22 protein-coding genes are annotated in these 23,360 nt (G+C 65.0%); 10 read left to right on the top strand and 12 right to left on the bottom strand.

What is annotated here, in order from left to right; translation table 11 throughout:
* Positions 1 to 75: 75 nt before the first annotated feature.
* Together ACCD03_RS23905 and ACCD03_RS23900 are read right to left on the bottom strand one after the other, a co-directional pair.
* Positions 76 to 450 carry a 5-carboxymethyl-2-hydroxymuconate Delta-isomerase gene (locus ACCD03_RS23905; RefSeq protein WP_413413112.1) on the bottom strand — a complete coding sequence of 125 codons (375 nt, stop codon included), beginning with the start codon at positions 448 to 450 and terminating at the stop codon, positions 76 to 78.
* Positions 451 to 511: 61 nt separating this feature from the next.
* Entirely contained in the window at positions 512 to 1,570 is a 1,059-nt protein-coding gene (locus ACCD03_RS23900; protein WP_045205047.1) for a polysaccharide deacetylase family protein, read from the bottom strand.
* Between the two features lie 106 nt (positions 1,571 to 1,676).
* Between ACCD03_RS23900 and ACCD03_RS23895 the strand changes: the two genes are divergently transcribed.
* A complete protein-coding gene (locus ACCD03_RS23895) occupies positions 1,677 to 2,582 on the top strand; it encodes a LysR family transcriptional regulator (protein WP_045205046.1) in 906 nt (301 codons plus the stop codon).
* Between the two features lie 42 nt (positions 2,583 to 2,624).
* Here ACCD03_RS23895 and ACCD03_RS23890 read toward each other — a convergent pair whose 3' ends face one another.
* Positions 2,625 to 3,773, bottom strand: coding sequence for an HPP family protein (locus ACCD03_RS23890; protein ID WP_413413111.1), 1,149 nt, complete (start codon positions 3,771 to 3,773; stop codon positions 2,625 to 2,627).
* Between the two features lie 233 nt (positions 3,774 to 4,006).
* Between ACCD03_RS23890 and ACCD03_RS23885 the strand changes: the two genes are divergently transcribed.
* Entirely contained in the window at positions 4,007 to 5,992 is a 1,986-nt protein-coding gene (locus tag ACCD03_RS23885) for a phosphatase PAP2 family protein (RefSeq protein WP_045205044.1), read from the top strand.
* A gap of 4 nt (positions 5,993 to 5,996) precedes the next feature.
* Here ACCD03_RS23885 and ACCD03_RS23880 read toward each other — a convergent pair whose 3' ends face one another.
* A complete protein-coding gene (locus ACCD03_RS23880) occupies positions 5,997 to 6,881 on the bottom strand; it encodes an AraC family transcriptional regulator (protein ID WP_045205043.1) in 885 nt (294 codons plus the stop codon).
* A gap of 117 nt (positions 6,882 to 6,998) precedes the next feature.
* Complete coding sequence (gene metK, locus ACCD03_RS23875) at positions 6,999 to 8,189, bottom strand: methionine adenosyltransferase (protein ID WP_045205042.1); 1,191 nt, start codon at positions 8,187 to 8,189, stop codon at positions 6,999 to 7,001.
* Between the two features lie 239 nt (positions 8,190 to 8,428).
* Here metK and ACCD03_RS23870 point away from each other — a divergent pair, with 239 nt between their 5' ends.
* The 4 genes from ACCD03_RS23870 to ACCD03_RS23855 all read left to right on the top strand — a co-directional run bounded on the left by ACCD03_RS23870 (position 8,429) and on the right by ACCD03_RS23855 (position 12,045).
* Entirely contained in the window at positions 8,429 to 9,277 is an 849-nt protein-coding gene (locus ACCD03_RS23870) for a lysophospholipid acyltransferase family protein (RefSeq protein ID WP_045205041.1), read from the top strand.
* A 12-nt stretch (positions 9,278 to 9,289) separates the two neighbouring features.
* Positions 9,290 to 10,183, top strand: coding sequence for a lipid A biosynthesis lauroyl acyltransferase (locus ACCD03_RS23865; RefSeq protein ID WP_413413110.1), 894 nt, complete (start codon positions 9,290 to 9,292; stop codon positions 10,181 to 10,183).
* 88 nt (positions 10,184 to 10,271) lie between these two features.
* The gene (gene dapF / locus ACCD03_RS23860) at positions 10,272 to 11,153 is read left to right on the top strand and encodes a diaminopimelate epimerase (protein WP_325651003.1); all 882 of its coding nucleotides are present in this window, start codon (positions 10,272 to 10,274) and stop codon (positions 11,151 to 11,153) included.
* 64 nt (positions 11,154 to 11,217) lie between these two features.
* Entirely contained in the window at positions 11,218 to 12,045 is an 828-nt protein-coding gene (locus ACCD03_RS23855; protein WP_045205039.1) for a polyphosphate kinase 2 family protein, read from the top strand.
* Positions 12,046 to 12,134: 89 nt separating this feature from the next.
* Here the strand turns inward: ACCD03_RS23855 and pyrE are convergent, their stop codons facing one another.
* Positions 12,135 to 12,812, bottom strand: coding sequence for an orotate phosphoribosyltransferase (gene pyrE / locus ACCD03_RS23850; RefSeq protein WP_045205038.1), 678 nt, complete (start codon positions 12,810 to 12,812; stop codon positions 12,135 to 12,137).
* A 32-nt stretch (positions 12,813 to 12,844) separates the two neighbouring features.
* On the opposite strand from pyrE, the gene ACCD03_RS23845 reads away from it, so the two are divergent.
* Together ACCD03_RS23845 and argC are read left to right on the top strand one after the other, a co-directional pair.
* Positions 12,845 to 13,630, top strand: coding sequence for an exodeoxyribonuclease III (locus ACCD03_RS23845; RefSeq protein WP_045205037.1), 786 nt, complete (start codon positions 12,845 to 12,847; stop codon positions 13,628 to 13,630).
* 115 nt (positions 13,631 to 13,745) lie between these two features.
* A complete protein-coding gene (gene argC, locus ACCD03_RS23840; RefSeq protein WP_413413109.1) occupies positions 13,746 to 14,759 on the top strand; it encodes an N-acetyl-gamma-glutamyl-phosphate reductase in 1,014 nt (337 codons plus the stop codon).
* Between the two features lie 65 nt (positions 14,760 to 14,824).
* On the opposite strand, the gene ACCD03_RS23835 is transcribed toward argC, so the two are convergent.
* The 3 genes from ACCD03_RS23835 to ACCD03_RS23825 form a co-directional block, all read right to left on the bottom strand.
* Positions 14,825 to 15,733, bottom strand: coding sequence for a prohibitin family protein (locus ACCD03_RS23835; RefSeq protein ID WP_413413108.1), 909 nt, complete (start codon positions 15,731 to 15,733; stop codon positions 14,825 to 14,827).
* A gap of 311 nt (positions 15,734 to 16,044) precedes the next feature.
* The gene (locus ACCD03_RS23830; protein ID WP_413413107.1) at positions 16,045 to 16,800 is read right to left on the bottom strand and encodes a YdcF family protein; all 756 of its coding nucleotides are present in this window, start codon (positions 16,798 to 16,800) and stop codon (positions 16,045 to 16,047) included.
* 139 nt (positions 16,801 to 16,939) lie between these two features.
* Entirely contained in the window at positions 16,940 to 17,410 is a 471-nt protein-coding gene (locus ACCD03_RS23825; protein ID WP_413413106.1) for a MarR family winged helix-turn-helix transcriptional regulator, read from the bottom strand.
* A gap of 205 nt (positions 17,411 to 17,615) precedes the next feature.
* Here ACCD03_RS23825 and ACCD03_RS23820 point away from each other — a divergent pair, with 205 nt between their 5' ends.
* The gene (locus tag ACCD03_RS23820) at positions 17,616 to 18,533 is read left to right on the top strand and encodes an EamA family transporter (RefSeq protein ID WP_413413105.1); all 918 of its coding nucleotides are present in this window, start codon (positions 17,616 to 17,618) and stop codon (positions 18,531 to 18,533) included.
* Positions 18,534 to 18,548: 15 nt separating this feature from the next.
* On the opposite strand, the gene ACCD03_RS23815 is transcribed toward ACCD03_RS23820, so the two are convergent.
* Together ACCD03_RS23815 and ACCD03_RS23810 are read right to left on the bottom strand one after the other, a co-directional pair.
* Complete coding sequence (locus ACCD03_RS23815) at positions 18,549 to 19,523, bottom strand: hypothetical protein (protein ID WP_413413104.1); 975 nt, start codon at positions 19,521 to 19,523, stop codon at positions 18,549 to 18,551.
* A gap of 354 nt (positions 19,524 to 19,877) precedes the next feature.
* Positions 19,878 to 20,825, bottom strand: coding sequence for a M48 family metallopeptidase (locus ACCD03_RS23810; protein ID WP_413413103.1), 948 nt, complete (start codon positions 20,823 to 20,825; stop codon positions 19,878 to 19,880).
* A 102-nt stretch (positions 20,826 to 20,927) separates the two neighbouring features.
* Here ACCD03_RS23810 and ACCD03_RS23805 point away from each other — a divergent pair, with 102 nt between their 5' ends.
* Positions 20,928 to 22,208, top strand: a complete 1,281-nt coding sequence (locus ACCD03_RS23805; RefSeq protein ID WP_024976944.1) for a muropeptide transporter — start codon at positions 20,928 to 20,930, stop codon at positions 22,206 to 22,208.
* A gap of 4 nt (positions 22,209 to 22,212) precedes the next feature.
* Here ACCD03_RS23805 and ACCD03_RS23800 read toward each other — a convergent pair.
* A partial coding sequence (locus ACCD03_RS23800; protein ID WP_413413102.1) for a class I SAM-dependent methyltransferase occupies positions 22,213 to 23,360 on the bottom strand: 1,148 nt, incomplete at its 5' end.

The following is a 23,360-nucleotide window of genomic DNA, read 5'->3' as shown; positions in this document are numbered from 1 at the left end:
GCGCACCGGCGTGCGGGTGCATGTTCATGCGGTCTCCTGGGTTGTTGTTGTGGGCGTATGGAATGGACAGGCGGGCTAGCCAGGGGCGCGCGAGTCGGTCTTCTGGTACAGCGTGCGGTCGAGCGTTTCGACCAGCACGCAGCATTGCCACCAGGCACCGGCATCTGCGCTGGCGGCAACGGCGTCGCGCAGGACGTCGTGGATGACTGCAGCCATGGCGCGTTGCATCTCGGCAGGGCGCGGGTTGGTCAGCACAAGCCGGGCGACGACGAATTGCGCTTGCGCGTCAGCCCCGGCCAGGAACGTTTCGGCGATATGCACGCGGCTCTTGAGATCGGTCAGCCGTGCGCTGCCACTTTCGGCCAAGCGATGGTGGATCGTGCGCAATAGCGCGGGAAAGTCCATGCGACGCGCCAGCGGCGCCGTCGCTTCGATCACGATATGGGGCATGGCGATGCGTGAGAGGTGTGTAGCCGGGCGGCGGATATGCAGCGCCGCCGCCGTGCTGGCTTCAGATGGTTTCCTGCTCCCGCACGCTCAATGGGCTCGCGGCCGTGTAGCGGGCGATCTCGTCCTTGCGCAGGAAGGCCACGCCAGGGTGCTGCTTCGCGTAGCGCAGGAAGGCGTCCCATGCGCGCACCATTTGCGGCGTGCCGCTGATGCGGTCGTGCGCACTGATCGACATCATGCGGCGGCGCGAGCCGGCTTCTTCGTAAAGCTGGTCGAAGTCGAGCTTGATCTGCTCAAGGAACGCTGAGGGCGAATAGTTGCGGCCCTCCACGAGCAGGATGTCGTTGTTGCGCAGCGTGTAGGGCACGACCACGAAGTCGCGGCCGTTGACCTGTTCGATGAAGGGCTCGTCGCGGCTCAGGTCATCGATGTGATACAGGTAGCCCAGCTCCTGCAGCAGCGACAGCGTGTTAGGGCCGCGTCGCAGCCAGTTGCAGTTGTAGCCCACGGGGCGCTGGCCCGTCACCGCCTCGACCATCGTCATGGCTTCGCTCAGGAAGGCGCGCTCCTGGGCGCGCGTCATGGCGTATTGCGAGCTCCAGCGCGGGCCGTGTCCGGCGGCCTCGTGGCCGCGTGCGACGATTTCACGCGCCAGTTCAGGGTGGCGCTGCGCAGCCTCACCGATCATGTGCGAGGTCACCTTCACGCCGTGCCGGTCCCACAGGTCGAGCATGCGCGGAATGCCCTCGCGATAACCATAGGCAAACCACGTGTTGGTGGCCGGGTCGGACGGCATGCTGGCCGGAAAGTCGATCTTGGGGAACGGGCTGTCGGTGCCCTTAGGCGGCTGGCCGCCGGCCTCGAACTGCATCGAGATGGAGATGACGAGGCGAATGCCGTCGGGCCAGAACTGCCCTGTACTTGGGGCGCCCGCAGTCACGGGGCCGTTGGCTCGCGGCGTCTGCGCGGTGGCGTTGCCGGCCAGCAGCGCGCCGGCGGCCAGGGCGCCGGCCCCGGTTCCCGCACGGGCGAGAAAGGTGCGGCGGCCGGTGTGTGGCACGGCGGCTGCGGTGTCGACGCGGGTGTCGGTGGAGGGCGGGGTATCAAGCAGTCGGGTCATGGCGAAAGCGCGAACGTAAAAGACCGAGGCATGCTAGCCTTCGCGAAATCGCTGAAATACCGCTGCCAATAGGAAACATCCTTTCCAAAGCGCGAAGAATTGCCCCATGCTCGACAACCTGCCTGCGCTCATTTCGTTTGCCCGTATCGTCTCGGCTGGCAGCCTGTCGGGCGCGGCGCGCGAGATGGATTTGCCGCTGTCGGTGGTCAGCAAGCGCCTGACGCAACTTGAAGCCGCTCTGGGCGTACGCCTGATTCAGCGCACCACGCGCCGTCAGACGCTGACCGAAGAGGGCGTGCTGTTCCATAGCCGCGTGGTGCGCATCCTCGATGAAATCGAACAGGCAGAGTCGCTGTTGATGCAGCGTCGCCAGGCTGTGAGCGGCCTGCTGCGCGTGACCGCGCCGGGCCAGCTCGGGCGTCGACGCATTGCGCCCATCGTGGCGGCGTTTCAGCGGGAACATCCACAACTGAGCGTGCAGCTTGAGTTGACCGATGCCGTGGTCGACCTGATCGACAGCGGTTACGACATGGCGATCCGCTTTGGCGCGCTGACCGATTCGACGCTGATCGCGCGGCCGCTGGCGCCAAATTTTCGGGTGCTATGCGCCTCGCCGGACTATCTGGCCGAGCATGGCGCGCCGGCGCATCCGGCAGACCTGGTGCGGCATCGGTGCATTCTCATCGGTGACCAGCGCCGCGCCGACTGGCGCTTCAGCGGCGGGGGCGAAGAACACACCGTGCGCGTTACCGCATCCATCGTCACCAACGACGGTGAAGCCGCGCATGCGCTGGCGGCCGAAGGCGCGGGCATTGCCGTCAAATCCATCTGGGATGTGGGCGATGATCTGCTGGCCGGGCGCCTGGTGCGTGTGCTGCCGGGGCATTCGGTGTCGGCGGCACCGCTGCACGCGATCTATCCGCACAGCCAGCACCTTGCGCCGCGCGTGCGCGTGTTTGTCGATTACGTACGGGATCGGCTGCAGCGGGACTGGCGTTGGGATGCGCTGTGATTGCGCGATAGGCGTACCCCGCCGGCATGGGCTCCTGGCGTGTCAGGCCACTTGCGGCTCAATGTTGGCCTGACGGTACAGCCCGCCCACCAAGTCCGATTCCGTGACGATGCCGGCCAGCCGGCCGTCGGCATCCAGCACCGGAATGTGGTGGTGGCCGGCGCTGGCAAACATCGGCACCAGATCCGACATGGGCGCCGTGGCAGCGATGGTCTGCACGCGCGTTTTCATGTGATCGGCCACGCGCGGCGGCGTGAGCGCGCCGATGCTGAACCAGCGGCGCAGCGTCTGGCGCATGTCTGCCGGCGCCAGGCCGAGCAGGTCGACGCGCGTGACGATGCCCACCACGCGCCGTCCTTCGTCCACCACCGGCAGTGCCTTGAAGCCATGCTGACGCAGCAGTTGCAGTGCGCGCGGGATCGACGTGCCGGCCGAGACCGTGACTACCGGCGTGGTCATGATGTCGGCGCAGGCGAGCGCGTGGAACGTGCGCGTGTAGGCCTGCAGCTGCATCTCGCGCAGCACGGCTTCAATGTCTTCGGGGTCGATGTCGAGCAGCTCGCTCTGGCGGCGCAGCGCGGCGACGATGTCGGCGCGGGTGAAGCCGGCCGCCGTGGGCGGGCGTTCAGCCGCGGGCAGGCGTTGCGCGTGCGGATACCGGTGGCCCGTGGCCGCGTGGTACACCAGCGCGCCCACCAGCAGTAGCGCCGACTGGATCAGGATCGGCTCCAGCACGAAGCGATAGCCCAGCGCATGCACGGCCGGCCCGCCAATCACGGCGGTGAGCGCTACCGCGCCCGACGGCGGGTGCACGCAGCGCAGCGCAAACATGCCGGCAATGGCCGCCGAGATAGCCAGCGCAGACGCAATCACGGGGTCATCCACCAGCAGCGCGAAGGTCACGCCCACGGTGGCCGCTACGAGGTTGCCGCCGATGATCGACCACGGTTGCGCGAGCGGGCTGGCCGGCACCGCAAACAGCAGCACGGCCGAGGCGCCCATTGGCGCGACCAGCAGCGGGATCAGCGTGGCAGCGCCCGGCACCATCTTCATCATCGTGCCGGTAAAGAGGATGCCGACGAGTGCGCCGACGGCGGAACGGACACGCTCGCTCCAGCGCACCGTCACGGGTGCAGGAATAAAGCTGTGGAGCCAGCGGCGCAGGGCGGGATGCAGAGGTGAAGCGGACATGGTCGACGGGACGGCGATTGCCCGGACGAGGCTTCACCAAAGTCAAAAAACGCAGCCGGCGATTGTATCACTCTGTGACATAAAGAACTGTCAGCGCTGTCATGGCGCGGAATGCCCCAATGTAGGGCGCGGATCACGCAGATTTGTCAACGAAACGTCACCGTTTTTTCACGGCGCGTGCCGAGACTGCTGGGCTTTCCAGCGCTCTCTTCGGGTTGCAAGCCCGCCGCACCATGTCCTTCACTGCTCGCCCTGCATTTTCCCGCCCGCGTCTTTGCTCCAGTTTCGTTGCGCTGTTCGGCGCCCTCGCGCTTACCGCGTGCGGCGGCGGCGGCGACACCACCACGGCGCCGGTAGCCACCACGCAAGCCATTCCCGCGCCGCCCGCAGACCCGGGCTTTGTCGACACGGCGGCGGTGGCCACTGGCGTACCGGCGTTCGTCGACAACATCGCCACCAACCAACGCGGCGACGCGCGCTACGCCACGCTTGGCACCAACGCCGGTGTGCGCCTGTTCACGCGCTTTCTCGACCTGTGGCAGCCGCTCACGGAAATCGTGGATGCGGGGGTGAGCGCGCCGGCCAATGGATCGTTCCCGGCGGTGGTTGCGTCCACGTGGACGGGCCTGCCCAATGACGGCACGGCCGGCGGCACGCAGCTCAACCTGCCGGTCTTGAACGCAAACGTTCAATACGTGGTGAATGCGACCACCAACCGCACGCAGGCCCAGGCCGACGCAGCGTACTTTGATGACCGCCGTGGCAAGGGCTACAGCGTGAGCGACGGCATGGGGCCGCTGACCACCGCGTGGCGCACGCTGGCGCAGCAGACCACGTCCATCACCACCGTGCCGGCCGATGCGACCACCGTGCTCTACAACGACAGCGGCAACAACACCGGCGTGGGCACCTCGGGCGGCAATACCGCCTTCGGCAAGGTCGTCGACCTGATCAACACGGTGGGAAACAACGCATCCACCGAGCCGTCCAAGCGTTTCTACAAGTATGCGCGGCCGTACCGCTGGAGCAACAGCGTGGTTGTCGTGCCGACGCTGGTGCCGGCAGAGAGCCCCACGCCCACGACCGACGGCGGCTTCATCAGCGGCCACTCGGCCGAAGCCGTGCGCGATACCGTGGCGATGGCGTATCTGGTGCCTGAACGCTTCCAGCAGATCGTGGCGCGCGGGATGGAACTGGGCGAGAACCGCATCCTGGCCGGCATGCATTCGCCGCTGGACGTGATGTCCGGCCGCATGATCGGCATTGCTGCGGCCGCGGCCAACCTGGCGGACCCGGCCAACGCCACGCTCAAGGCGGCGGCCTTCTCGCAAGCGCACACCGCCCTGATGGCGCAGACGGGCACGGATGCCACCAGCTTCCCGGCGCTTGCGCAGTCCGGCACGCTCGCCACCGACCGCTTTGCCGACTACGCCACCAACCAGGCCAACTTCACGCGTCGCATGACCTTCGGCTTCACGCAGATCGGCGCCACGACGCTGGTGCCGGTGGTGCCCAAGGGCGCCGAGGTGCTGCTGGAAACGCGCTTCCCGTATCTGAGTGCTGACCAGCGCCGCGTGGTGCTCAAGACCACGGAGCTGGCTTCCGGCTACCCGGTGCTCGACGACGCCGAAGGTTGGGGCCGCCTCAACCTGTTCGCTGCGGCGGACGGCTACGGCGCGTTCAATGGCAACGTGATCGTGTCGATGGATGCAACGCAGGGCGGCTTCAACGCGGCCGACACGTGGCGCAACGCCATCTCCGGCGCGGGCAAGCTCACGCTGCAAGGCAGCGGCACGTTGCGTCTGGCTGGCGCCAACACCTACACCGGCGGCACGCAGGTCGCAGGTGGTGTGCTGGAAGCCGATTCGGCCAACGCGTTCGGCGCGGGCGATGTGTATGTGGGCGCCGGCACGCTGGCGGTCAACGCGCCGGCGGCGGTGGCCATTGCGGGCAAGTTCACGCAACTGCAGGGCACCACGCTGGATCTGGCCATTGGCCCGAACGGTCAGGGCAAGCTGAGCGTGGCGGGCCTCACCACGATTGCCGGCGGCACGCTGCGCGTGAAGTTCGTGAACGGTTACACGCCCAAGGTGGGCGACACCATCGCCGTGGTGGATGGCGCGGGCAGCAACCGCCAGTTCTCGTCGGTGGTCGTTGACGGCTTCAAGGCCACGGCCATCTACACGGCTACCGGCATCCAGATCCACCTGGACGCCTGATCGCTTACCTGAGCGGCAGCAGCACGTCCGTCACGGCTTCGTGTTCGGGCACGTCGGGGTAGAAGCGCACGCGCTGGAACAGCAACGGCGCGTCGCGCAATTCCTCGCCGCTGGCGGGCAGCCAATCGGCATACAGGTACGCAACGCTCTGGCCGAGCGTATCGTCGGAGCCCGTGTGGCGCAGCACGGCGTAGCGGCCGCCTGCCAGCGTCTTGGCCACCACGCCCGCAGCGTTGGGTGCGGCCGGTGCGGGCGTGGCCGCGCAGATATCCATACGGAACGCCTCGGGCGGCACATCGTCGGGGTTGTCGTAGACGACGTTGTACGTGGCCGAAACGCTTGGGTGCAGCCGATGCTCGCGGCGCCAGGCGATGAACGTGCGGATGGTCTCACCCAGACACGCTGGGTCACCGCGGTGCTCGATGGCCGCGACGGGCACGGCTTCGCGCTCGACGATCTCGACGGAATGGGATTGCGGTCGTGCGGGCATGTGTTGGCTCCTGAGGGCGCGCAGCGCCTGTAGATCAGTGGCCCAGGGCGCCCACTGCGGCGCCGCCCGAAATGCTGACGGCGATTGCCCCGTTTGCCTGCGGAACGCCCGCGCAAATGCTTCCGGCCCTTCGTACCCGCACGCCAGCGCGATGTCGGTGATACGCGCATCGTCGCGATAGGCGAGTTGATGCGCGGCGCGCTTCAGGCGCAGCAACTGCACATAGCGCCCGACGTTCATGCCGAACAGCAACGAAAATTGGCGGTGAAAGTGGTACCTGGAAAACGCGGCGACCTCGGCCAGCCCGTCCACGTCCAGCGTGTCTTCCACATGCGCGTCGATGTGTGCGAGCACGGCGCGCAAGCGGGCGAGGTAGCGGTCGGTGGCGGTGGTCAACATGGGGCTCCTGGGTAGCAACACGGTAGCGGTGTGCTCCTTCGCGTGCCTGATCGCAATTGCTCGATGCCATAAAAAAACCGCCCCGAGAGGCGGTTTCTTCTGTGCGCCAGCGTGGCTTCAGGCAAACGCCTTGGCCGGCTCACCTGCCAGGCCAGCTGCTTCGCGCAGCAGCAGGGCCTTGTCGGTGGCTTCCCAGCTGAACTCCGGCTCTTCGCGGCCGAAGTGGCCGTACGCGGCGGTCTTTTCGTAGACCGGGCGCAGCAGGTCCAGCATCTGCACGATGCCCTTCGGGCGCAGGTCGAAATGCTCCTGCACGAGCTTGGCGATCTGCTCGTCCGGGATTACGCCCGTGCCTTCCGTGTACACCGTGATGTTGATCGGGCGTGCCACGCCAATCGCGTAGCTCACCTGCACCTGGCACTGGCGCGCCAAGCCGGCGGCCACCACGTTCTTGGCGACGTAGCGCGCGGCATAGGCGGCCGAACGGTCGACCTTCGACGGGTCCTTGCCCGAGAACGCGCCGCCGCCGTGCGGGGCTGCGCCGCCATACGTATCGACGATGATCTTGCGGCCGGTCAGGCCGCAGTCGCCTTGCGGGCCGCCGATGACGAAGCGGCCGGTCGGGTTCACCAGGTATTTGGTGTCAGCCAGCATGTGCGAGGGCAGCACCGGCTTGATGATCTCTTCGATCACCGCTTCGCGGATGGCCTCTTGCGACATCTCCGGCGCGTGCTGGGTAGACAGCACCACGGTATCCACGCTGTGCGGCTTGCCATCCACATAACGCACCGTCACTTGGGACTTGGCGTCCGGGCGCAGCCAGGGCAGGCGGCCGTCGCGGCGCAGTTGCGACTGGCGCTCGACCAGACGGTGTGCGTAGTAGATCGGGAAAGGCATCAGCTCGGGCGTTTCATCGCACGCGTAGCCGAACATCAGGCCCTGGTCGCCGGCGCCCTGGTTCAGGTAGTCGTCCGATGCGCGGTCGACGCCCTGGGCAATGTCGGGCGATTGCTTGTCGTAAGCGACGAGGACGGCACAGCCCTTGTAGTCGATGCCGTATTCGGTGTTGTCGTAGCCGATGCGCTTGATGGTTTCGCGCGCTACGTGGATGTAGTCGACGTTGGCCGTCGTGGTGATTTCACCCGCGAGCACCACCAGGCCGGTGTTGCACAGCGTTTCTGCTGCGACGCGCGCATATTTGTCCTGAGCGAGGATAGCGTCCAGGATGGCGTCGGAAATCTGGTCGGCGACCTTGTCGGGATGGCCCTCGGAGACCGACTCCGAGGTGAAGAGGAAGTCGTTGGACACGGCTGTTAGCTCCAGATTGGCTATCACGTTGCCAATCCGTTAAGCCACGGCCGGCGACGCTTTAGCGGTATTTAGCAACCTTGCCGAGGTTTGTGGCCAAGCAAGGATTCGCCCCGCAAGTTGTCAGTTAACTCGGCGAATCGCGCTATTATACGCGGCACTTTTCGGGGCCGCAGCAAGGCCTGTCAAGACCCTGCTCCCCTGTCGACTGCGACCAACACATTGCAGCGTACGCACGCATGACCTTCCTCTACTGGCTGTTTTCTCGCCTGCCCCTGCCAGTGCTGCAGGCGCTGGGCGGCTGGCTGGGAGCGTTGGCCGCCAAGGTGCCCGGCCGCTATCGCGACCGGCTCATCGCCAACTTCCGCCACGCCTATCCCGACGTCACGCCCGCCATGCTCAAAGAGGCGGGGCGCTCTGCCGGCCGGATGGTGTTCGAGATGCCGTACTTCTGGGTGCGCAAGAACGGGGCGGACGTTGCTCCGCACCTGTTCGACGTTTGCCGAGAAGCTGTTGAGCGCGCGCTTGCAGATGGGCGCGGCCTGATCTTCCTCACGCCGCATCTGGGCTGCTTCGAGGTCTTGCCGCAGGCCTACGCGCGCGAGCATCCGGTCACGTCGCTGTTCAAGCCGCCGCGCAAGGAGAGCCTGCGCACCTGGATCGAGAACATGCGCAAGGGGCCTAACATGCACATGGCCCCGGCGGACCCGCGCGGCGTGCGCATGCTGGTGCGTGCACTCAAGCGCGGCGAGGCCGTTGGCATCCTGCCCGACCAGACGCCCACCGGCGGCGAAGGTGTATGGGCGCCGTTCTTCGGCAAGCCTGCCTATACGATGACGCTGGTGCACCGTTTGCATCGGCTGACAGGTGCGCCCGTCGTGGCACTGTTTGCCGAACGGCTGCCGCGCGGCGCCGGCTACCGCTTGCACATGCATGAGCTCGGCGATCTACCCGAAGACGCCACGCAAGCTGCGACCCTCATCAATGCCGCCATCGAACAGTTGATTGCCGTGGCGCCGACGCAATATCTCTGGGGCTATAACCGCTACAAGCATCCCAAGGGCGCGGACGCTCCGCCCGCTGCCTGACACTCTGCCTTTATGGAACGTTTCTCTGCCAAACTCGGACTCGGCTTTCTATGGCTGCTGTCCTTCTTGCCGTACGGTTTTGTCGCGCGTTTTGGCGAAGGCCTGGGCGGGCTGCTGTACCGCATTCCCAATGGCCGCCGCCGCGTGGTGCTGGCCAACCTGCGTGCGTGCTTTCCCGAGAAGTCCGACGCCGAGCGCGAAGCCATGGCGCATGACGTCTTCCGCAAGGTCTTCCGCAGCTTTGCCGAGCGCTCGTTTGCGTGGTTCGCATCAGAAAAGCGCCTGATGCGCGTGGTGAAGATCGACGACCAGGCCAATCTGCCGGCGCTCCACGGCCAGCCGCACATTCTCGTCACGCTGCATCTGTCAGGCGTGGAGATCGGCGCGCTGGCGCTGACGGACTACCTGCGCACGCACGTCGGCAACGCGGGCTGCTCGCTGTACACGCGCATGGCCAACCCGGTGCTCGATGACGCCATCAAGGCGCTGCGCAGCCGCTTTGGCGCGACCATGGTGTCGCGCAACGAAAACATCCGCCAGATCATGCGCACCATCAAGCGGGGCGAGGCGCTGCAGCTCATCTCCGACATGGATTTCGGCGAGCGCGACTCGGAGTTCGTGCCGTTCTTTGGCGTGCCGGCGCTCACGCTCAATGCCATTCCGCGCATGGCATCGATGACTGGCGCCAAGGTCATCCCGATGTACACCGAGATCCTGCCCAACTACGACGGCTATGCGCTGCGCATCCTGCCCGCGTGGGAGAACTACCCCACCGGAGACCTGACCGCCGACACGCGCCGGATGAATGCCTTCTTTGAAGACGCCATCCGCCCGCGCATCACCGAGTATTACTGGGTGCACAAGCGCTTCAAGCACCGCCCCGAGGGCATGCCGGGCATTTACTGATGCCGGGAGCCGGCCGGGGCAACCGGGGCCGGCTCGCTTTAGAATGGGCGTTTTCCGAACGCTCATCGCCGCATCTGTGCGGCCAGCCATGAAACTGCACTTCACCAAGATGCATGGCGCGGGCAACGACTTTGTCGTGCTCGACGGCATCCAGACCCCGATCGACTTCACGCCCGAGCAATGGGCTGCCATTGCCGACCGCCACTTTGGCGTGGGGGCAGATCAACTCCTGCTGGTCGAGCGTTCGACACGGCCCGATGTCGATTTCCGCTACCGCATCTTCAACCACGACGGCGGTGAGGTGGAGCACTGCGGCAATGGCGCCCGCTGCTTCGTCAAGTTCGTCACCGACCGGGGTTTGACGACCAAGCGCACCGTGCGCGTGGAAGTCATGAACGGCATCGCCACGCTGACAATGCAGGACGATGGCCAAGTGACCGTCGACATGGGGGCACCGGTATTCGAGGCGGCGCGCCTGCCGTTCCTGCCCGAAGGTCTGCCCACCCGCGTCGAAGGCGAAGACACGCAGCACGCGCTGCAAATCAACGGCCGCACTGAATGGCTCTCGACCGTGTCGATGGGCAATCCGCACGCGGTGCAGATCGTCGACGACACGGAGGCTTTTCCCGTGCTGGAAGACGGCCCGCTGATCGAATCGCATGCGGTGTTTCCGCGTCGCGTGAATGCGGGATTCATGCAGATCGTCGATCGTCATTCCGTGCGCCTGCGCGTGTATGAGCGCGGGGCGGGCGAGACGCTCGCCTGTGGCACCGGCGCATGCGCAGCGGTGGTGGCCGGCATCCGTCGTGGCCTGATCGATTCGCCCGTCAAGGTGGCCACACATGGCGGCGATCTGACCATCGCGTGGGCGGGCGTCGGTCAGCCGGTCATGATGACGGGCCCCGCCACAACCGTCTTTGAAGGCACGCTGGACCTGGATGCGCTCAAGCTGACCGCCGCCGCGCATTGATATCGCGGATACCGCACGGCGGCCTGCCGCCTACGTCAGAGCAACAAGCCAACAAGGAGATACCGTGGCATCCAGCGGCAAGAACCCGATTGACTCCTGGTATTTCGACGGCAGCAGCAAGTTCAAGATTGCCAAGTTCGATCCTGCCGCCAAGCCGTGCACCACGGGCAGTAAGGCAGGCGACCAGGCACGGCTGGCCGAACTCTCTGCGCGCATAGAGGCACTCCAGGACATTTTCTATGCTGAGCACCGGCGCAAGCTGCTGGTCGTCCTGCAGGGCATGGATACCGCAGGCAAGGATGGCACGGTACGCACCGTGTTCCGTGCGCTCGACCCGCTCGGCCTGCGCGTGGAGGGTTTCAAGGTGCCGACGCCCCTGGAGCTGGCGCACGACTTCCTCTGGCGCATACACGCACAGGTGCCAGCCGCTGGCGAGATCGCCATCTTCAATCGCAGCCATTACGAAGATGTGCTCGTCACTCGCGTGCATGGCGATATCGACGCCGCCGAGTGCAAGCGCCGCTACGCTCACATCAACGCGTTCGAGCAGATGCTGGCCGAGACCGGTACCACCATCGTCAAGTGCTTTTTGCATATCTCCAAGGACGAGCAGCGCGACCGGCTGCAGGAGCGTATCGACGATCCGCAAAAGCACTGGAAGCTCGGGATGGCGGACCTTGAAGACCGCAAGCTCTGGGACGACTACATGGCCGCCTACGAAGACGCCATCAATGCCACGGCCACCCCGCACGCGCCCTGGCACATTATTCCGGCGAATTCCAAGTCGCACCGCAGCCTGATGGTGGCGGAGATTCTGCTGGCGGTGATGGAGCGGTTGAAGCCGGAGTATCCGGCAGGGAATCCGGCGTATTCGGGGTTGAAGATCGAGTAGGGCGTTGGGTTGTGGGTTGATGAACCACAAAAAACAAAACCCCGGCGAAGTCCATCAACCGGGGTTTCCGAACAGCACAGCGAAAAGCGTCAGATCGCGCTAACGCCGTATTTGTCCCGGTAGGCCGCGGCCTTTTCACGGTAGCCAGCCAGCGCAGGGTCGCCAGCCCCATCCAGATACCCCAGCAGATCGTCCAGGTTGGCAATCGACACCACCGGCATCCCATACTGCGCCTGCACATCCTGCACCGCAGAGCGCTCGCCGATATCCACAGCATTGCCGCTGCGCTCCATCCGATCCATCAGGATCAGCACGGCAGCCGGCGTCGCGCCAGCGGCGCGAATCAGCTCAACCGACTCGCGCACCGAGGTGCCGGCGGAAATCACGTCATCGACGATCACCACGCGCCCCTGCAGCTTCGCGCCGACCAGGCTGCCGCCTTCGCCGTGGTCCTTGGCTTCCTTGCGGTTGTACGCAAAGCCCACATTGCGGCCCAGGCCTGCGAGCGCGACGGCGGTGGCCGACGCCAGGGTGATGCCCTTGTAGGCCGGCCCGAACAGCATGTCGAACTCGACACCCGAGTCCAGCAGGGTTTTCGCATAGAATTGCGCGACTTGGCCCAGCAGCGCGCCGTCTGCGAACTTGCCGGCGTTGAAGAAATAGGGCGACGTCCGCCCCGCCTTGGTCACGAATTCCCCGAACGACAGCACGCCGGCTTCCACCGCAAAGCGGATGAAGGATTGGCGCAACTCGCTGTTTTGGCTCATCTTTTTTCTCTGGTCTGCAAAAAAGTCCCGCCATGTTACGCATCATTTCCGCCAACCTCAACGGCGTTCGCTCCGCTGCCAGCAAAGGCTTTTTCGAATGGATGGGCAAGCAGGACGCCGATTTCGTCTGTGTGCAGGAACTGAAATGCGCGCAAGACGACATGACGCCCGAATTCCTGGCGCCGCACGGCTACCACGGCGTATTCCAGCACGCGGTGAAGAAAGGCTACAGCGGCGCAGGCCTGTACACGCGCCACAAGCCGGATGAAGTCATCGTCGGTTTCGATAACGGCGAGTTCGACGCCGAAGGCCGCTATGTCGAGGCCCGCTATGGCAAGCTGTCGATCATCTCGGTCTACGTGCCGTCGGGCTCCAGCGGCGAAGAGCGCCAGCAGGCCAAGTTCCGCTTCATGGACCTGTTCATGGAGCATCTCAAAGACCTGCGCCACGAAAAAGGCCGCGAGGTCGTGTTGTGCGGCGACGTCAACATCGTCCACAAGGAAATCGACATCAAGAACTGGAAGGGCAACCAGAAGAACTCCGGCTGCCTGCCCGAAGAGCGCGCGTGGCTGACCAAGCTGTTTGACGAAGTCGGCTACGTGGATGTTTTCCGCACGCTGGACGACCGCCCCGAGCAGTACACGTGGTGGAGCAACCGCGGCCAGGCTTACGCAAAGAACGTCGGGTGGCGGATCGATTACCAGATCGCCACGCCGGGCATTGCCGCCACGGCGCGCCGCACGTCGATCTTCAAGGACATCAAGTTCAGCGACCACGCGCCGCTGACGATCGATTACGACACCAAGGTGCACTGGTAGGCACTTTATTGCGCTGCCGCAGAAATTTCTTCGTCAGCCGCTACAATGCAAAACTCACGCGCCGGCATGGGGCCGGCGTTGTGCTTTTTGCTCCTCTGTTTTTAGCGAGATCGCCATGGCATTCAAGGTTTTCGTCGACGGTCAGGAAGGCACCACTGGCCTTCGCTTGCTCGACTATCTGTCGCAGCGCGACGATATCGAGCTGCTGCGCATCGCCGAAGACAAGCGCAAGGATTCAGCCGAGCGCGCCAAATTCCTGAATGCCGCCGATGTCGCATTCCTGTGCCTGCCGGACGTCGCCTCGCGCGAAGCCGTCTCGCTGGTCAACAATCCGAACACCTGCATCATCGACGCCAGCACCGCGTTCCGCACGTCGGATGATTGGGTCTACGGCCTGCCCGAGTTGAACAAGGGCCAGCGCGAGCGCCTGCGCAACACCAAGCGCATCGCCGTGCCGGGCTGCCACGCCAGTGCTTTCGTGCTGCTGATGCGCCCGCTGGTGGAGGCGGGCATCGTGCCGGCCGACTACCCGGTCACCGCGTTCTCGCTCACGGGTTACAGCGGCGGTGGCAAGGCGATGATCGCCGACTACCTCGCCGCCAATAATCCGAAGCTGGACAGCCCGCGCCCATACGCGCTGGCACTGGCACACAAGCACCTGCCGGAGATGCGCGTGCAGAGCAAGCTGTCGCTCGCGCCGATCTTCACGCCGGTGGTCGGCAACTTCCTCAAGGGCCTGGCCGTGACGATCGGCCTGCACCCGCAGCATCTGGCACGCAAGGTGAGTCCGGCAGACATCGCCAAGGTGTTTGCCGATTACTACCAGGGTGAGCAGTTCATCCGCGTGGCGCCGGCTGACAATGTTGCGACACTCGACAACGGCTTCTTCGACGTGCAGGGCGCCAACGACACCAACCGTGCCGACCTGTTCGTCTTCGGCTCGGACGAGCGCATGGTCGTCACCGCGCGCCTGGACAACCTGGGCAAGGGCGCGGCCGGCGCCGCGGTGCAATGCATGAACGTGCATCTGGGCGTGGATGAGGCGACCGGCCTGCACGTGGAAGCGCCGATTCCTGCAGCCGGCGCCGAGCACGCTGTGCGCGAGGCCGCTCCGGGTTTTGCGAGCTGATCGATTACCGCCTGGGCTGAAACGAAAAACGCGCCTTCGGGCGCGTTTTTCTTTGGTGGTGCGACTTACCTACTTTGCGCGCCTGCCGGAATGTTGAACAGCATGCCGCCGCCGTTGCCGCCCGCCATCACGCTCGGCGTCACGCCGTTCCATTTCTCGATGGCGGCACGTTCGAGCTTCAGGCGTTCCCACGCCAGCAGGCGGTCATCCAGCGATGAGGCGAGCGCGCGGTTGGCCGCAGCTTCGCCTTCAGCAATCGCCACCTTCTTCTTGGCTTCGGCCTGAGCGGAACGCACTTCGTTCTCGGTGCGGATCGCATCCTGAATGGCTTTGGTCTTGGCGCTCACCGCATCAAGCAACGAGCGTGGCGGGCGCAGCGAGCCGACAATGCCGAACTGCTTGATCGACACGCCCAGCGGTGCAAGCCGCGCGTCCAGCTCGTTGGTCAGCCGCGCGACGAACTCTTCCTTCTTGCCGCCGTTCACGTCGTCAAAGTTGTATTCCGAGCCGATTGCGACGATCACGTTGCGCGCCGTGTCGCGCAGGTAGCCGTGCGTGAACGTCTCGATGCGATCGGCGCGGAAGTTGGTGTAGAACGCCGGCACCTTGTCGCGGTCGAGCTGGTACGAAACAGCCACGTCCACATTCACAGGTACGGCGTCCTTGGTGTTGAATGTCAGCTCTTCGTTGAGCGCGTGGCCTTCATTCACATCCTGCGTCCAGATCACGCGCTGCACGTAGGTCGGGTACTGGATGATCGCCGTCTGCACGGGGTTGTAGAAGACGAACCCGGTCACGACGTTTTCATGCGTGATGCCGCGATCGACGAGTCGGTTGATCTTGATGCCCGTGTAGCCGGGCGGAATGATCTGCCAGTTCAGCAGGAAAGTCCGCCCGATGGCCAGCGCCGCAATGGCGCCAAAGACGAGCGCGAGCAGTTTGATCGGCAGCTTGCTTGCCGTGACTTGAGGCATAAGGGTTCCCCTTGCTTGTTGGTTTGCTTCTGAGGTGTGGCTGGCGGGGCGGGCGCGCTGCTTACGCAATGGCCCACTTGCTGGCGCAGGAATCGTCAGCGATTCCCGTCAGGGATGGCCGCGCCCGGTGGGCGGGTGGTGGCAAGCGAGCTTGCCAATGGTGATGAGGTGCTGAGCTTCAATACGACCGAGGTGGCGCATTGCGATGCCCGAATGTTGCGGTGCACAAAGTATAGGCCGGCGCCCGATTTTTGCTCCCCTCCGGAAGCACTAGAGCGTGGCTTCGAATGCGCGGGCGTTGCGGAGTCGGATCAGGCGTCGCTGGGGTTGATGCGCGCAGGGTTCCAGCCCAGCGCGTTGTACACGTGATAGCGCGCGATGCCGATCCACTCGTGCAGCGCAAAATCTGTCAGCGCGAAGTTGTACGCCACCGGCAAGGGCGATGCCGCGGCCTGCAGATCGTCGGCGCGCACGGGAACCGGCGCCATGCCGAAGTGCGTGAAATACAGCAGGCTGCGTCGTAGGTGGATAGCCGACGAGACGAGCACCGTGCGATCAGCCGCGTATTGCGCGAGCACCGTGCGCGAGAACTGAGCGTTCTGCCACGTGTTCATGCTCTTGGGCTCCATCAGCACGTCGGCCTGGTCGACGCCGAGGGCAACGAGTTCGCGGCCATATACCGTGGCTTCCGGCTCGCCGTGATGGCGGGCATCGCCGCCGCTGACGAGGATCTTGCAATCGCCGTCGGCCTTGCGGCAGGCCTGATACAACTGCGCGGCTTCCACCATGCGCGGATACGAGAACAGCCCGGGCTCGACCGCGTCGCCCACGCGAAACGTGCCCGCGCCCAGTAGCACGATGGCGTTGCGCGCCCCCCATTGGATGTGCGGCTCGTTCTCGAAGGGCTTTTCCAGCGAATCCAGCAGCCACGCCGGCACTGGCCCGCAGCCGATCGCCATCACCAGCACACCCGTGAATACCGCCAGCCCGCGCGCAGCCCGACGTCGGCCGCGTGCTGCACACACCGCTGCCACGATCACCAGCACACACAGGATGGTCAGGCTCACACGTTCCTCCAGGTTGGCGCCTCATGCACGTACGTGAGGCGCCATCGTAAAGAGGAATGAACGGTTGCGCGACCCGTCTGCTTACGGGGTTGTTGCGGCAGGCTGCGGATTGGCTGAAGGCAGCAATCGGATGTGCCTTTCACTCCGCCGCGCCAATCTTCCCGAGCAACGCACGCAACATCGACCGCTCGGCCGAGCCAAGCGCCGCAAGCATGCGCTCCTCCGTCTCGACATGCGAGGCAACGAGCCCGTCAATCAGCTCAAAGCCTGCATCGGTGAGGGCGATCTGCAGGCCGCGCCGGTCTTCGGGATCGGTCCTGCGGACAATGAGACCACGTGTTTCCAGCCGGTCAAGCCGATTGGTCATGGCCGAGGTTGACAACATCATGTCCTTGGCCAGGGCTGACGGCGACAGTGCCTCTTCGCGGCCATTGCGGCGCAGGGTGAGCAGCACGTCAAAGCCGGCCATGTCGAGCTCTGCCTCGGCCACGTTGGCGACGACCGCCTGCCGCAGACGTTCGCCCGCGCGCCAGATTTCACCGCAGACCGCCATCGGACTTGGGTCGATGTCCGGACGCTCCCGACGCCACTGCGCGAGAATGCCGTCCATCGGCCCGCCTTGTGCCGACGCTGAATTGCCTTGACCCATCGAACACCTCATCCTAGTATTTCGACGTCAAATTACTTGATATCGAATTTTAAAAATCGTACCGGGTTTGCGGGCCCCCAGCAATCGGCCTGCGTACGGCTGCGTATTCCCAGCTCTTTTTCAGGTGATTACTTCGATATCAAATTACGTCACGTGGAGATTTCTCATGCCGTTTAATCGTCTGGCTGCGATGTTGGCCACCGCGTTGGCGCCCATGCTGTGGGGCACCACGTATCTCGTCTTTACGCAGACGCTTCCTGTCGACCACCCGTTGCTGGTCGGCGCGCTGCGTGCGCTGCCGGCAGGCGTGCTGCTGATGCTGCTGGGCCCTGGGCTGCCGCCGCGAGACAAGTTGCTGCGCCTGCTGGCGCTTGGCCTGGCCAACATCGGCGTGTTTTTCGCGCTGTTGTTCGTGGCAGCGCAGCGTCTGCCGGGTGGCGTGGCGGCGACGATCATGTCTGCACAGCCGCTGGTGGTCGCGCTGTTGGCGTGGCCGTTGCTCGCACGCAAGCCGCGCCCGGCGCAATTGGCGGCCGCGCTGGCCGGGTCGGTGGGGGTGGGGTTGCTGATTCTCGGCCCGGCGGCTCAGCTCGATGCAATTGGCGTGTTGGCGGCGCTGGCCGCGGCGTTGTCGATGGCGATGGGGACTGTGCTCATCGAACGCTGGGGCCGTATCGGCACGCCGCTGGCCGTTGCGGCATGGCAGCTCGCGCTCGGCGGACTGGTCTTGCTGCCCGTGGCGTTGTTCGTCGAGGGGCTCCCGCCCGCACTCACCGTGCGCAATGCGGTCGGCTTTGCGTACCTCATCGTCATCGGCACGGCGCTGGGTTACTGGCTGTGGGTGCGCGGCATCGGCATGCTCGGCGCGGACGTGACGTTCCTTTCGCTGCTCAGCCCGCTGACGGCAACGGTGCTCGGTGCGCTGGTCTTGGGCGAATGGTTCAGCCCGATGCAGACAGGCGGCGCGGTGCTGATCCTGGGCGCCACGGTGGCGGGGATGGCGTTGTCGCGGCGGGCGAAGGCGGCCGCGCAAACAACAAGCCCCGCGAGGCCGGGGAAGGCTGCGGGGCTGGTTGAACGTTGAGGTTATGCGCGGTGCTTACTGGACCGACTTCGTGATGTACGAGAAGCTCTTCAGGTACGTGGTCGGCGCCGTGCCTTTGTACGCGTAGTTGATTTCGCACTTGACCGTACGTTGACCATCTACATCCCACCAGCAACGTTCGTCTAAGTCATAGGCCGCCGTTCCGGTCGAGCCGCCTTGCAATTGGCTATCGTTGGAGTTGGTGGTCGCAATTACGTGGTGGATGCGCAATGTATTGAGCGTGCCCATTGGTGTGACCAACGGTTCATAGGCTTCTACGGTCGAGGTGATGCTGGATTGTTCCTGGTAGCCGGCCACACACCCGTATTGCCATGAGGCGGACCATGTCTTGCCCACGAACAGCGGGAAGTTCACCAGGGAGCGCTTCGGGGTGTAGCGGCAGACGTTGCCGTTTTGGTAGGTGCGCGACAGGCGGTTGGCATCAAGGTCGGACGTATAGCTCTCATCGGCCGCACCATCCAGGGTCGAAGTGGTTGAGGTCACGCCTGCGGTGGTATCGACGTTGACGGTGGTGCTGACACGCTCATGAACATCCGTCGTGCCGTTCAGGCGCGAGTTTGTCTCCGTCTGGGTGATGACACGACCGACTTTTGGCGTGCCTGCCGTGTACTCATGCGGCGTCACCGTCACTGTCACCTTGGCCGACTTGCTCGCGTCCTTGGCAGACGTCACGGTAACCGTGAACGTGCCGCCCGGCGGGCTTTTCAGGCCTGCCGTCCAGCTCTGCGTGCTCGCGCCTTTGACGGACACCTCGGTGTTGCTCGTCGCATCGCCGGACTTCCAGTTGACGTCGCTGCTGCTGTCCAGACGCAGGTCTTGCCCCGACTTGACCGTCAGCGTGGCATTTTGACCGCTGACCGCGCTAAACGATTGCACCTTGGTGCCGCCAACGGTTGCGCTGACCGAAAAGCTGTTCGGATCCGCAAAGCCACCGCTGCTGCTATCGCCGCCGCCGCCGCAGGCGCTCAATGCGCAAGCCAATGCAATTCCCGTAAATCCCTTGCCCCATGCCTTCATTTTTGTACGTATCCCTGTATCTGTGATTTTTGTGGAAATCTGTGCGCAGAAATGCCGCGGGGCGCAGCGTACAAGCCGGGTAAATTTGTTTTCTTAGGATTTGCTTAAGGCGGGGTGACTCCCCACTAAATGGTGGGCGTGCAGGTGATTACGTCGATCGCGAAAGCAAAACTCGCCGCAAATCGGTGGGGTTTGCGCATGAGCAGGGCATGCTGCGCGCAAGAACGGCTACCAATGTGAGTTTCGAGCGCATCGCGATGCAATCGGATGGCTTATCTGGGCTGAGTCGCGGTAATCCACTGCTGATTATTGCCGCCGCACCATCGGCCGCATGGGCGCCTCATCGCCATTATCAACAGGCGCGGCACCCAGATATTGCATGTTCGATCGATATTCCGGCAGCTTCGCCATCGTCATATGCCGGGCATCGGCAAACAGCGTGAGCGTTTCGGGCAAATGACGCGACAGCACGGCCATGCGCGTGCGCCCCGACGGGTGTGTCGACAGAAACTGCTTTTGCTCTGTCCCGCCGATCGAACCCATCTTTTGCCACAGCGTGAGCGCGGCGCGCGGGTCGTAGCCGGCGCGCGAGGCGATGTCCATGCCGACCAGGTCGGCCTCGGTTTCCTCCGCACGCGAGAACGCCAGCAGGTGCATCTTGGCGCCTTCGCCCAGGTCAGTGTCGCCCCGGTTGCCGAAGCCGAACAATTGCGAGATGACGTTGGCGCCCAGGTTGGTGATCTCGCGCTGGCCGGCGCGGGCGCGGGCGTGTTCGCGCAACGCGTGGGCGATCTCGTGGCCGAGTGCCATGGCGAGTTCGTCGTCCGTCAGCTTGAACTGTTCGAGCAGCCCCGAGAACACGGCGATCTTGCCGCCGGGCATGCAGAACGCATTCACCTGCGACGAGCCGATCAGGTTGACCTCCCACTGCCAGTGCGCGGCGTCGGGGTTCCAGCGCGGCGCTTGCGGTGTGAGGCGCCTGACGATGCCGCGAATGCGGATCAGATCCGGCACGTTGTCAGGCGCAAGCGCGCCTTCGTGGGCCGCGTTGTCGATGATGCCCTGGTATTCGGCCAGCGCGCGCTTGTCGATTTCCTCGGCCGGAATGACGAGGCGGATGTTGGGCGACGTGGTGGTGGGCGCTTCCAGTTTCACGCCGTCGGCGGGCACCGGCAGCGGGCCGTCCATGGCGGTTGCCCACGCAGATAGCGCGAGGCCGATAGCGGTCAGCAGGGAGCGTGTTACGCGGGGCATATGGTCGAGGGGCCGAATCCGTGCGACATAATATCGGCCAACGCACCGCGCCACGCTACGTGGCAACCCGCATTCGCATCGCCTTCGCCTCTGGCCCGCCGCATGACCTTCCACGATTACCTCGATATCTTTCGCAACCGCCGCATCGGCGCGATGCTGTTGCTGGGCTTTGCCTCCGGCCTGCCGCTGGCGCTCACCTCGGGCACGCTGCAGGCCTGGATGACGGTGGAAGGACTCGACATCCGCACCATCGGGTTGTTCTCGCTGGTGGGGCAGGCGTACATCTTCAAGTTCCTGTGGGCGCCGTTGATGGACCGGTTTACGCCGCCGCTGATGGGCCGGCGGCGCGGCTGGCTCGTGCTGACGCAGGCCGGGCTGGTGGCGTCGATTGCCGCCATGGCCTTCACGCCGCCGCATGCAGCGCTCTGGGCGCTGGCTGGGCTGGCAGTGTTGGTGGCGTTTTTATCAGCGTCGCAGGACATCGTTTTCGATGCCTACAGCACCGATGTGCTGCATACGAGCGAGCGGGGCGTCGGTGCGGCCGTGAAGGTGCTCGGCTACCGGCTGGCGATGCTGGTGTCGGGCGGCCTGGCGTTGTACCTGGCCGATCGCGTGATGGGCTGGAGCAACATGTACCTGCTGATGGCCGGGCTGATGGCGCTGGGCATCATCGCGACGCTGTGGTCGCCGGAGCCGGAGGTGTCGGCACGCCCGCCGCGCAGTCTGCAGGAAGCCGTGGTCGGCCCACTGCGGGACTTTTTCTCACGCCGGGGCGCCTGGGCGCTGCTGGCGCTGATCGTGCTCTACAAGCTGGGCGACGCGTTTGCAGGCAGCCTGTCGACCACGTTCCTGATCCGCGGCGTCGGTTTTTCCGCTGGCGAGGTTGGCATCGTCAACAAGACGCTCGGGTTGGCGGCCACCATCGTGGGTGCGCTGTATGGCGGCACGCTGATGGTGCGGCTGGGGCTGGTGCGCGCGCTGCTGCTTTTTGGCGTGCTGCAGGCGGTGTCGAACCTCGGCTACTGGGTGCTGGCCGTCACGCCGCAGCATTTGTGGACGATGGCGGTGGCCATCGGCATCGAAAACATCTGCGGCGGCATGGGCACGGCGGCCTTTGTGGCGCTGCTGATGGCGCTGTGCAACCGGTCGTTCTCGGCGACGCAGTATGCGTTGCTGTCAGCGCTGGCTTCCATCGGTCGCGTGTACGTCGGGCCAACCTCGGGCTACCTCGTGGAAGCCTATGGCTGGCCCGCGTTTTATCTGATGACCGTGGCGTTTGCCTTCCCGGGCCTGGTGCTGCTGTGGTGGATGCGCGGCACGATCGGCCGCTACGAGGCCGAGCAGAACGAACGCGCCTTGGCGGCCAAAGCCGCGTCAGCCTGATTGACTAACCCAAGCGGTTCGAGCGGTCGGCATCGGCAAAGCCGGCCAGCGGCAGCGCCGCATCGATGCCTTTGCCCAGCGCGATGGCCTTGAACAGCTCGCCCATCTCGGCTTCCGACAGCAGCTTCTGCACGGCATTGGCCGCCGGCAGAAACTGCATCGGGTCGGACGGATCCAGCGTCATCAGCAGCTCGCCCACCCCGGCGCTCAACAGAAAGCGCGCCTGGCTCGTATAGCCGAGCAGGTCCAGTCCGGCCTCTTGGCCCGCCTGGGCAATCCCCGAAAAATCGACGTGCGCGGTGATGTCCTGCAGGCCCGGCAGCCAGAACGGATCGTCATGCGCGTGCTGGCGGTAGTGGCACATGAGCGTGCCGTTGGTGCGGTGCGCGTGGTAGTACTCGGCAGCCGGGAAACCGTAGTCGATCAGCAGCAGCAGGCCGCGCTCAAGCGCTGTGCCAACGCTGCGGATGAAGCCCTCGGCGGCTTCGTGTGATTCGGTGATGAGATCATCCGCGCCCGGCAGGGCAGCCAGCTTGGCAGGCACCTCCGACGGATCAACGAGCCGGTCTTCCCATTGCAGGCCGTTTTCGGTGTTGAGTGTCACGCCGCGCTGGTGCCACACGCCGCTGCGACGGGACCACAGCGACACGGGCATCGCATCGAGCACTTCATTGCCGATCATCACGCCGGAGAACGGCGCGGGCAACGTGTCATGCCACTGCGCGAGGGCGCCCAGCTCGGGGCCGAGCGCGGTCAGGCGTTCCTGTTGGCGCTGGCGCAGCTCGCCGGAGAGTTCGACGATGCCGTAGCTGTCGGGGCGCACGCCCACCGCATCGAGTTCGGTGAGGATGTCGGCAGCCAGCTTGCCGGTGCCGGCGCCAAACTCCAGCACGTGGCGCTGGCCTTCGGGTAATGCTTGCAGCACCTGCGCGATCTGGTGCGCCACGGTGCGGCCGAAGAACGGCGTCAGTTCGGGGGCGGTGATGAAGTCGCCGCCGTCTTCCACGCGGCGGCCGAACTTGGCCGCGCCGCCGCTGTAATAGCCCAGGCCCGGCGCGTAGAGCGCCAGTTCCATGTAGCGGTCGAACGGGAGCCAGCCGCCGGCGGCCGCAATGGCGTCGGCGATCACGGCGAACAGTTGCGCGGACTGCG

The organism is Ralstonia sp. Ralssp135 (genome assembly GCF_047304345.1).
Lineage (GTDB): Bacteria > Pseudomonadota > Gammaproteobacteria > Burkholderiales > Burkholderiaceae > Ralstonia > Ralstonia chuxiongensis.
Note: the sequence above shows the minus strand (reverse complement) of the source record. Positions and strands in the feature narration are given on the sequence as shown.

Bases quoted from the DNA above. Each gene is read 5' to 3' on its own strand.
- pyrE (WP_045205038.1), bottom strand. From the start codon at position 12,812: ATGAGCCAAAACAGCGAGTTGCGCCAATCCTTCATCCGCTTTGCGGTG.
- ACCD03_RS23880 (WP_045205043.1), bottom strand. From the start codon at position 6,881: ATGTTGACCACCGCCACCGACCGCTACCTCGCCCGCTTGCGCGCCGTG.
- ACCD03_RS23825 (WP_413413106.1), bottom strand. From the start codon at position 17,410: ATGGACGGCATTCTCGCGCAGTGGCGTCGGGAGCGTCCGGACATCGAC.
- ACCD03_RS23820 (WP_413413105.1), top strand. From the start codon at position 17,616: ATGCCGTTTAATCGTCTGGCTGCGATGTTGGCCACCGCGTTGGCGCCC.
- ACCD03_RS23870 (WP_045205041.1), top strand. From the start codon at position 8,429: ATGACCTTCCTCTACTGGCTGTTTTCTCGCCTGCCCCTGCCAGTGCTG.
- argC (WP_413413109.1), top strand. From the start codon at position 13,746: ATGGCATTCAAGGTTTTCGTCGACGGTCAGGAAGGCACCACTGGCCTT.
- ACCD03_RS23865 (WP_413413110.1), top strand. From the start codon at position 9,290: ATGGAACGTTTCTCTGCCAAACTCGGACTCGGCTTTCTATGGCTGCTG.
- ACCD03_RS23900 (WP_045205047.1), bottom strand. From the start codon at position 1,570: ATGACCCGACTGCTTGATACCCCGCCCTCCACCGACACCCGCGTCGAC.
- ACCD03_RS23845 (WP_045205037.1), top strand. From the start codon at position 12,845: ATGTTACGCATCATTTCCGCCAACCTCAACGGCGTTCGCTCCGCTGCC.
- ACCD03_RS23905 (WP_413413112.1), bottom strand. From the start codon at position 450: ATGCCCCATATCGTGATCGAAGCGACGGCGCCGCTGGCGCGTCGCATG.
- ACCD03_RS23895 (WP_045205046.1), top strand. From the start codon at position 1,677: ATGCTCGACAACCTGCCTGCGCTCATTTCGTTTGCCCGTATCGTCTCG.
- ACCD03_RS23805 (WP_024976944.1), top strand. From the start codon at position 20,928: ATGACCTTCCACGATTACCTCGATATCTTTCGCAACCGCCGCATCGGC.
- ACCD03_RS23890 (WP_413413111.1), bottom strand. From the start codon at position 3,773: ATGTCCGCTTCACCTCTGCATCCCGCCCTGCGCCGCTGGCTCCACAGC.
- ACCD03_RS23885 (WP_045205044.1), top strand. From the start codon at position 4,007: ATGTCCTTCACTGCTCGCCCTGCATTTTCCCGCCCGCGTCTTTGCTCC.
- ACCD03_RS23810 (WP_413413103.1), bottom strand. From the start codon at position 20,825: ATGCCCCGCGTAACACGCTCCCTGCTGACCGCTATCGGCCTCGCGCTA.
- dapF (WP_325651003.1), top strand. From the start codon at position 10,272: ATGAAACTGCACTTCACCAAGATGCATGGCGCGGGCAACGACTTTGTC.
- ACCD03_RS23835 (WP_413413108.1), bottom strand. From the start codon at position 15,733: ATGCCTCAAGTCACGGCAAGCAAGCTGCCGATCAAACTGCTCGCGCTC.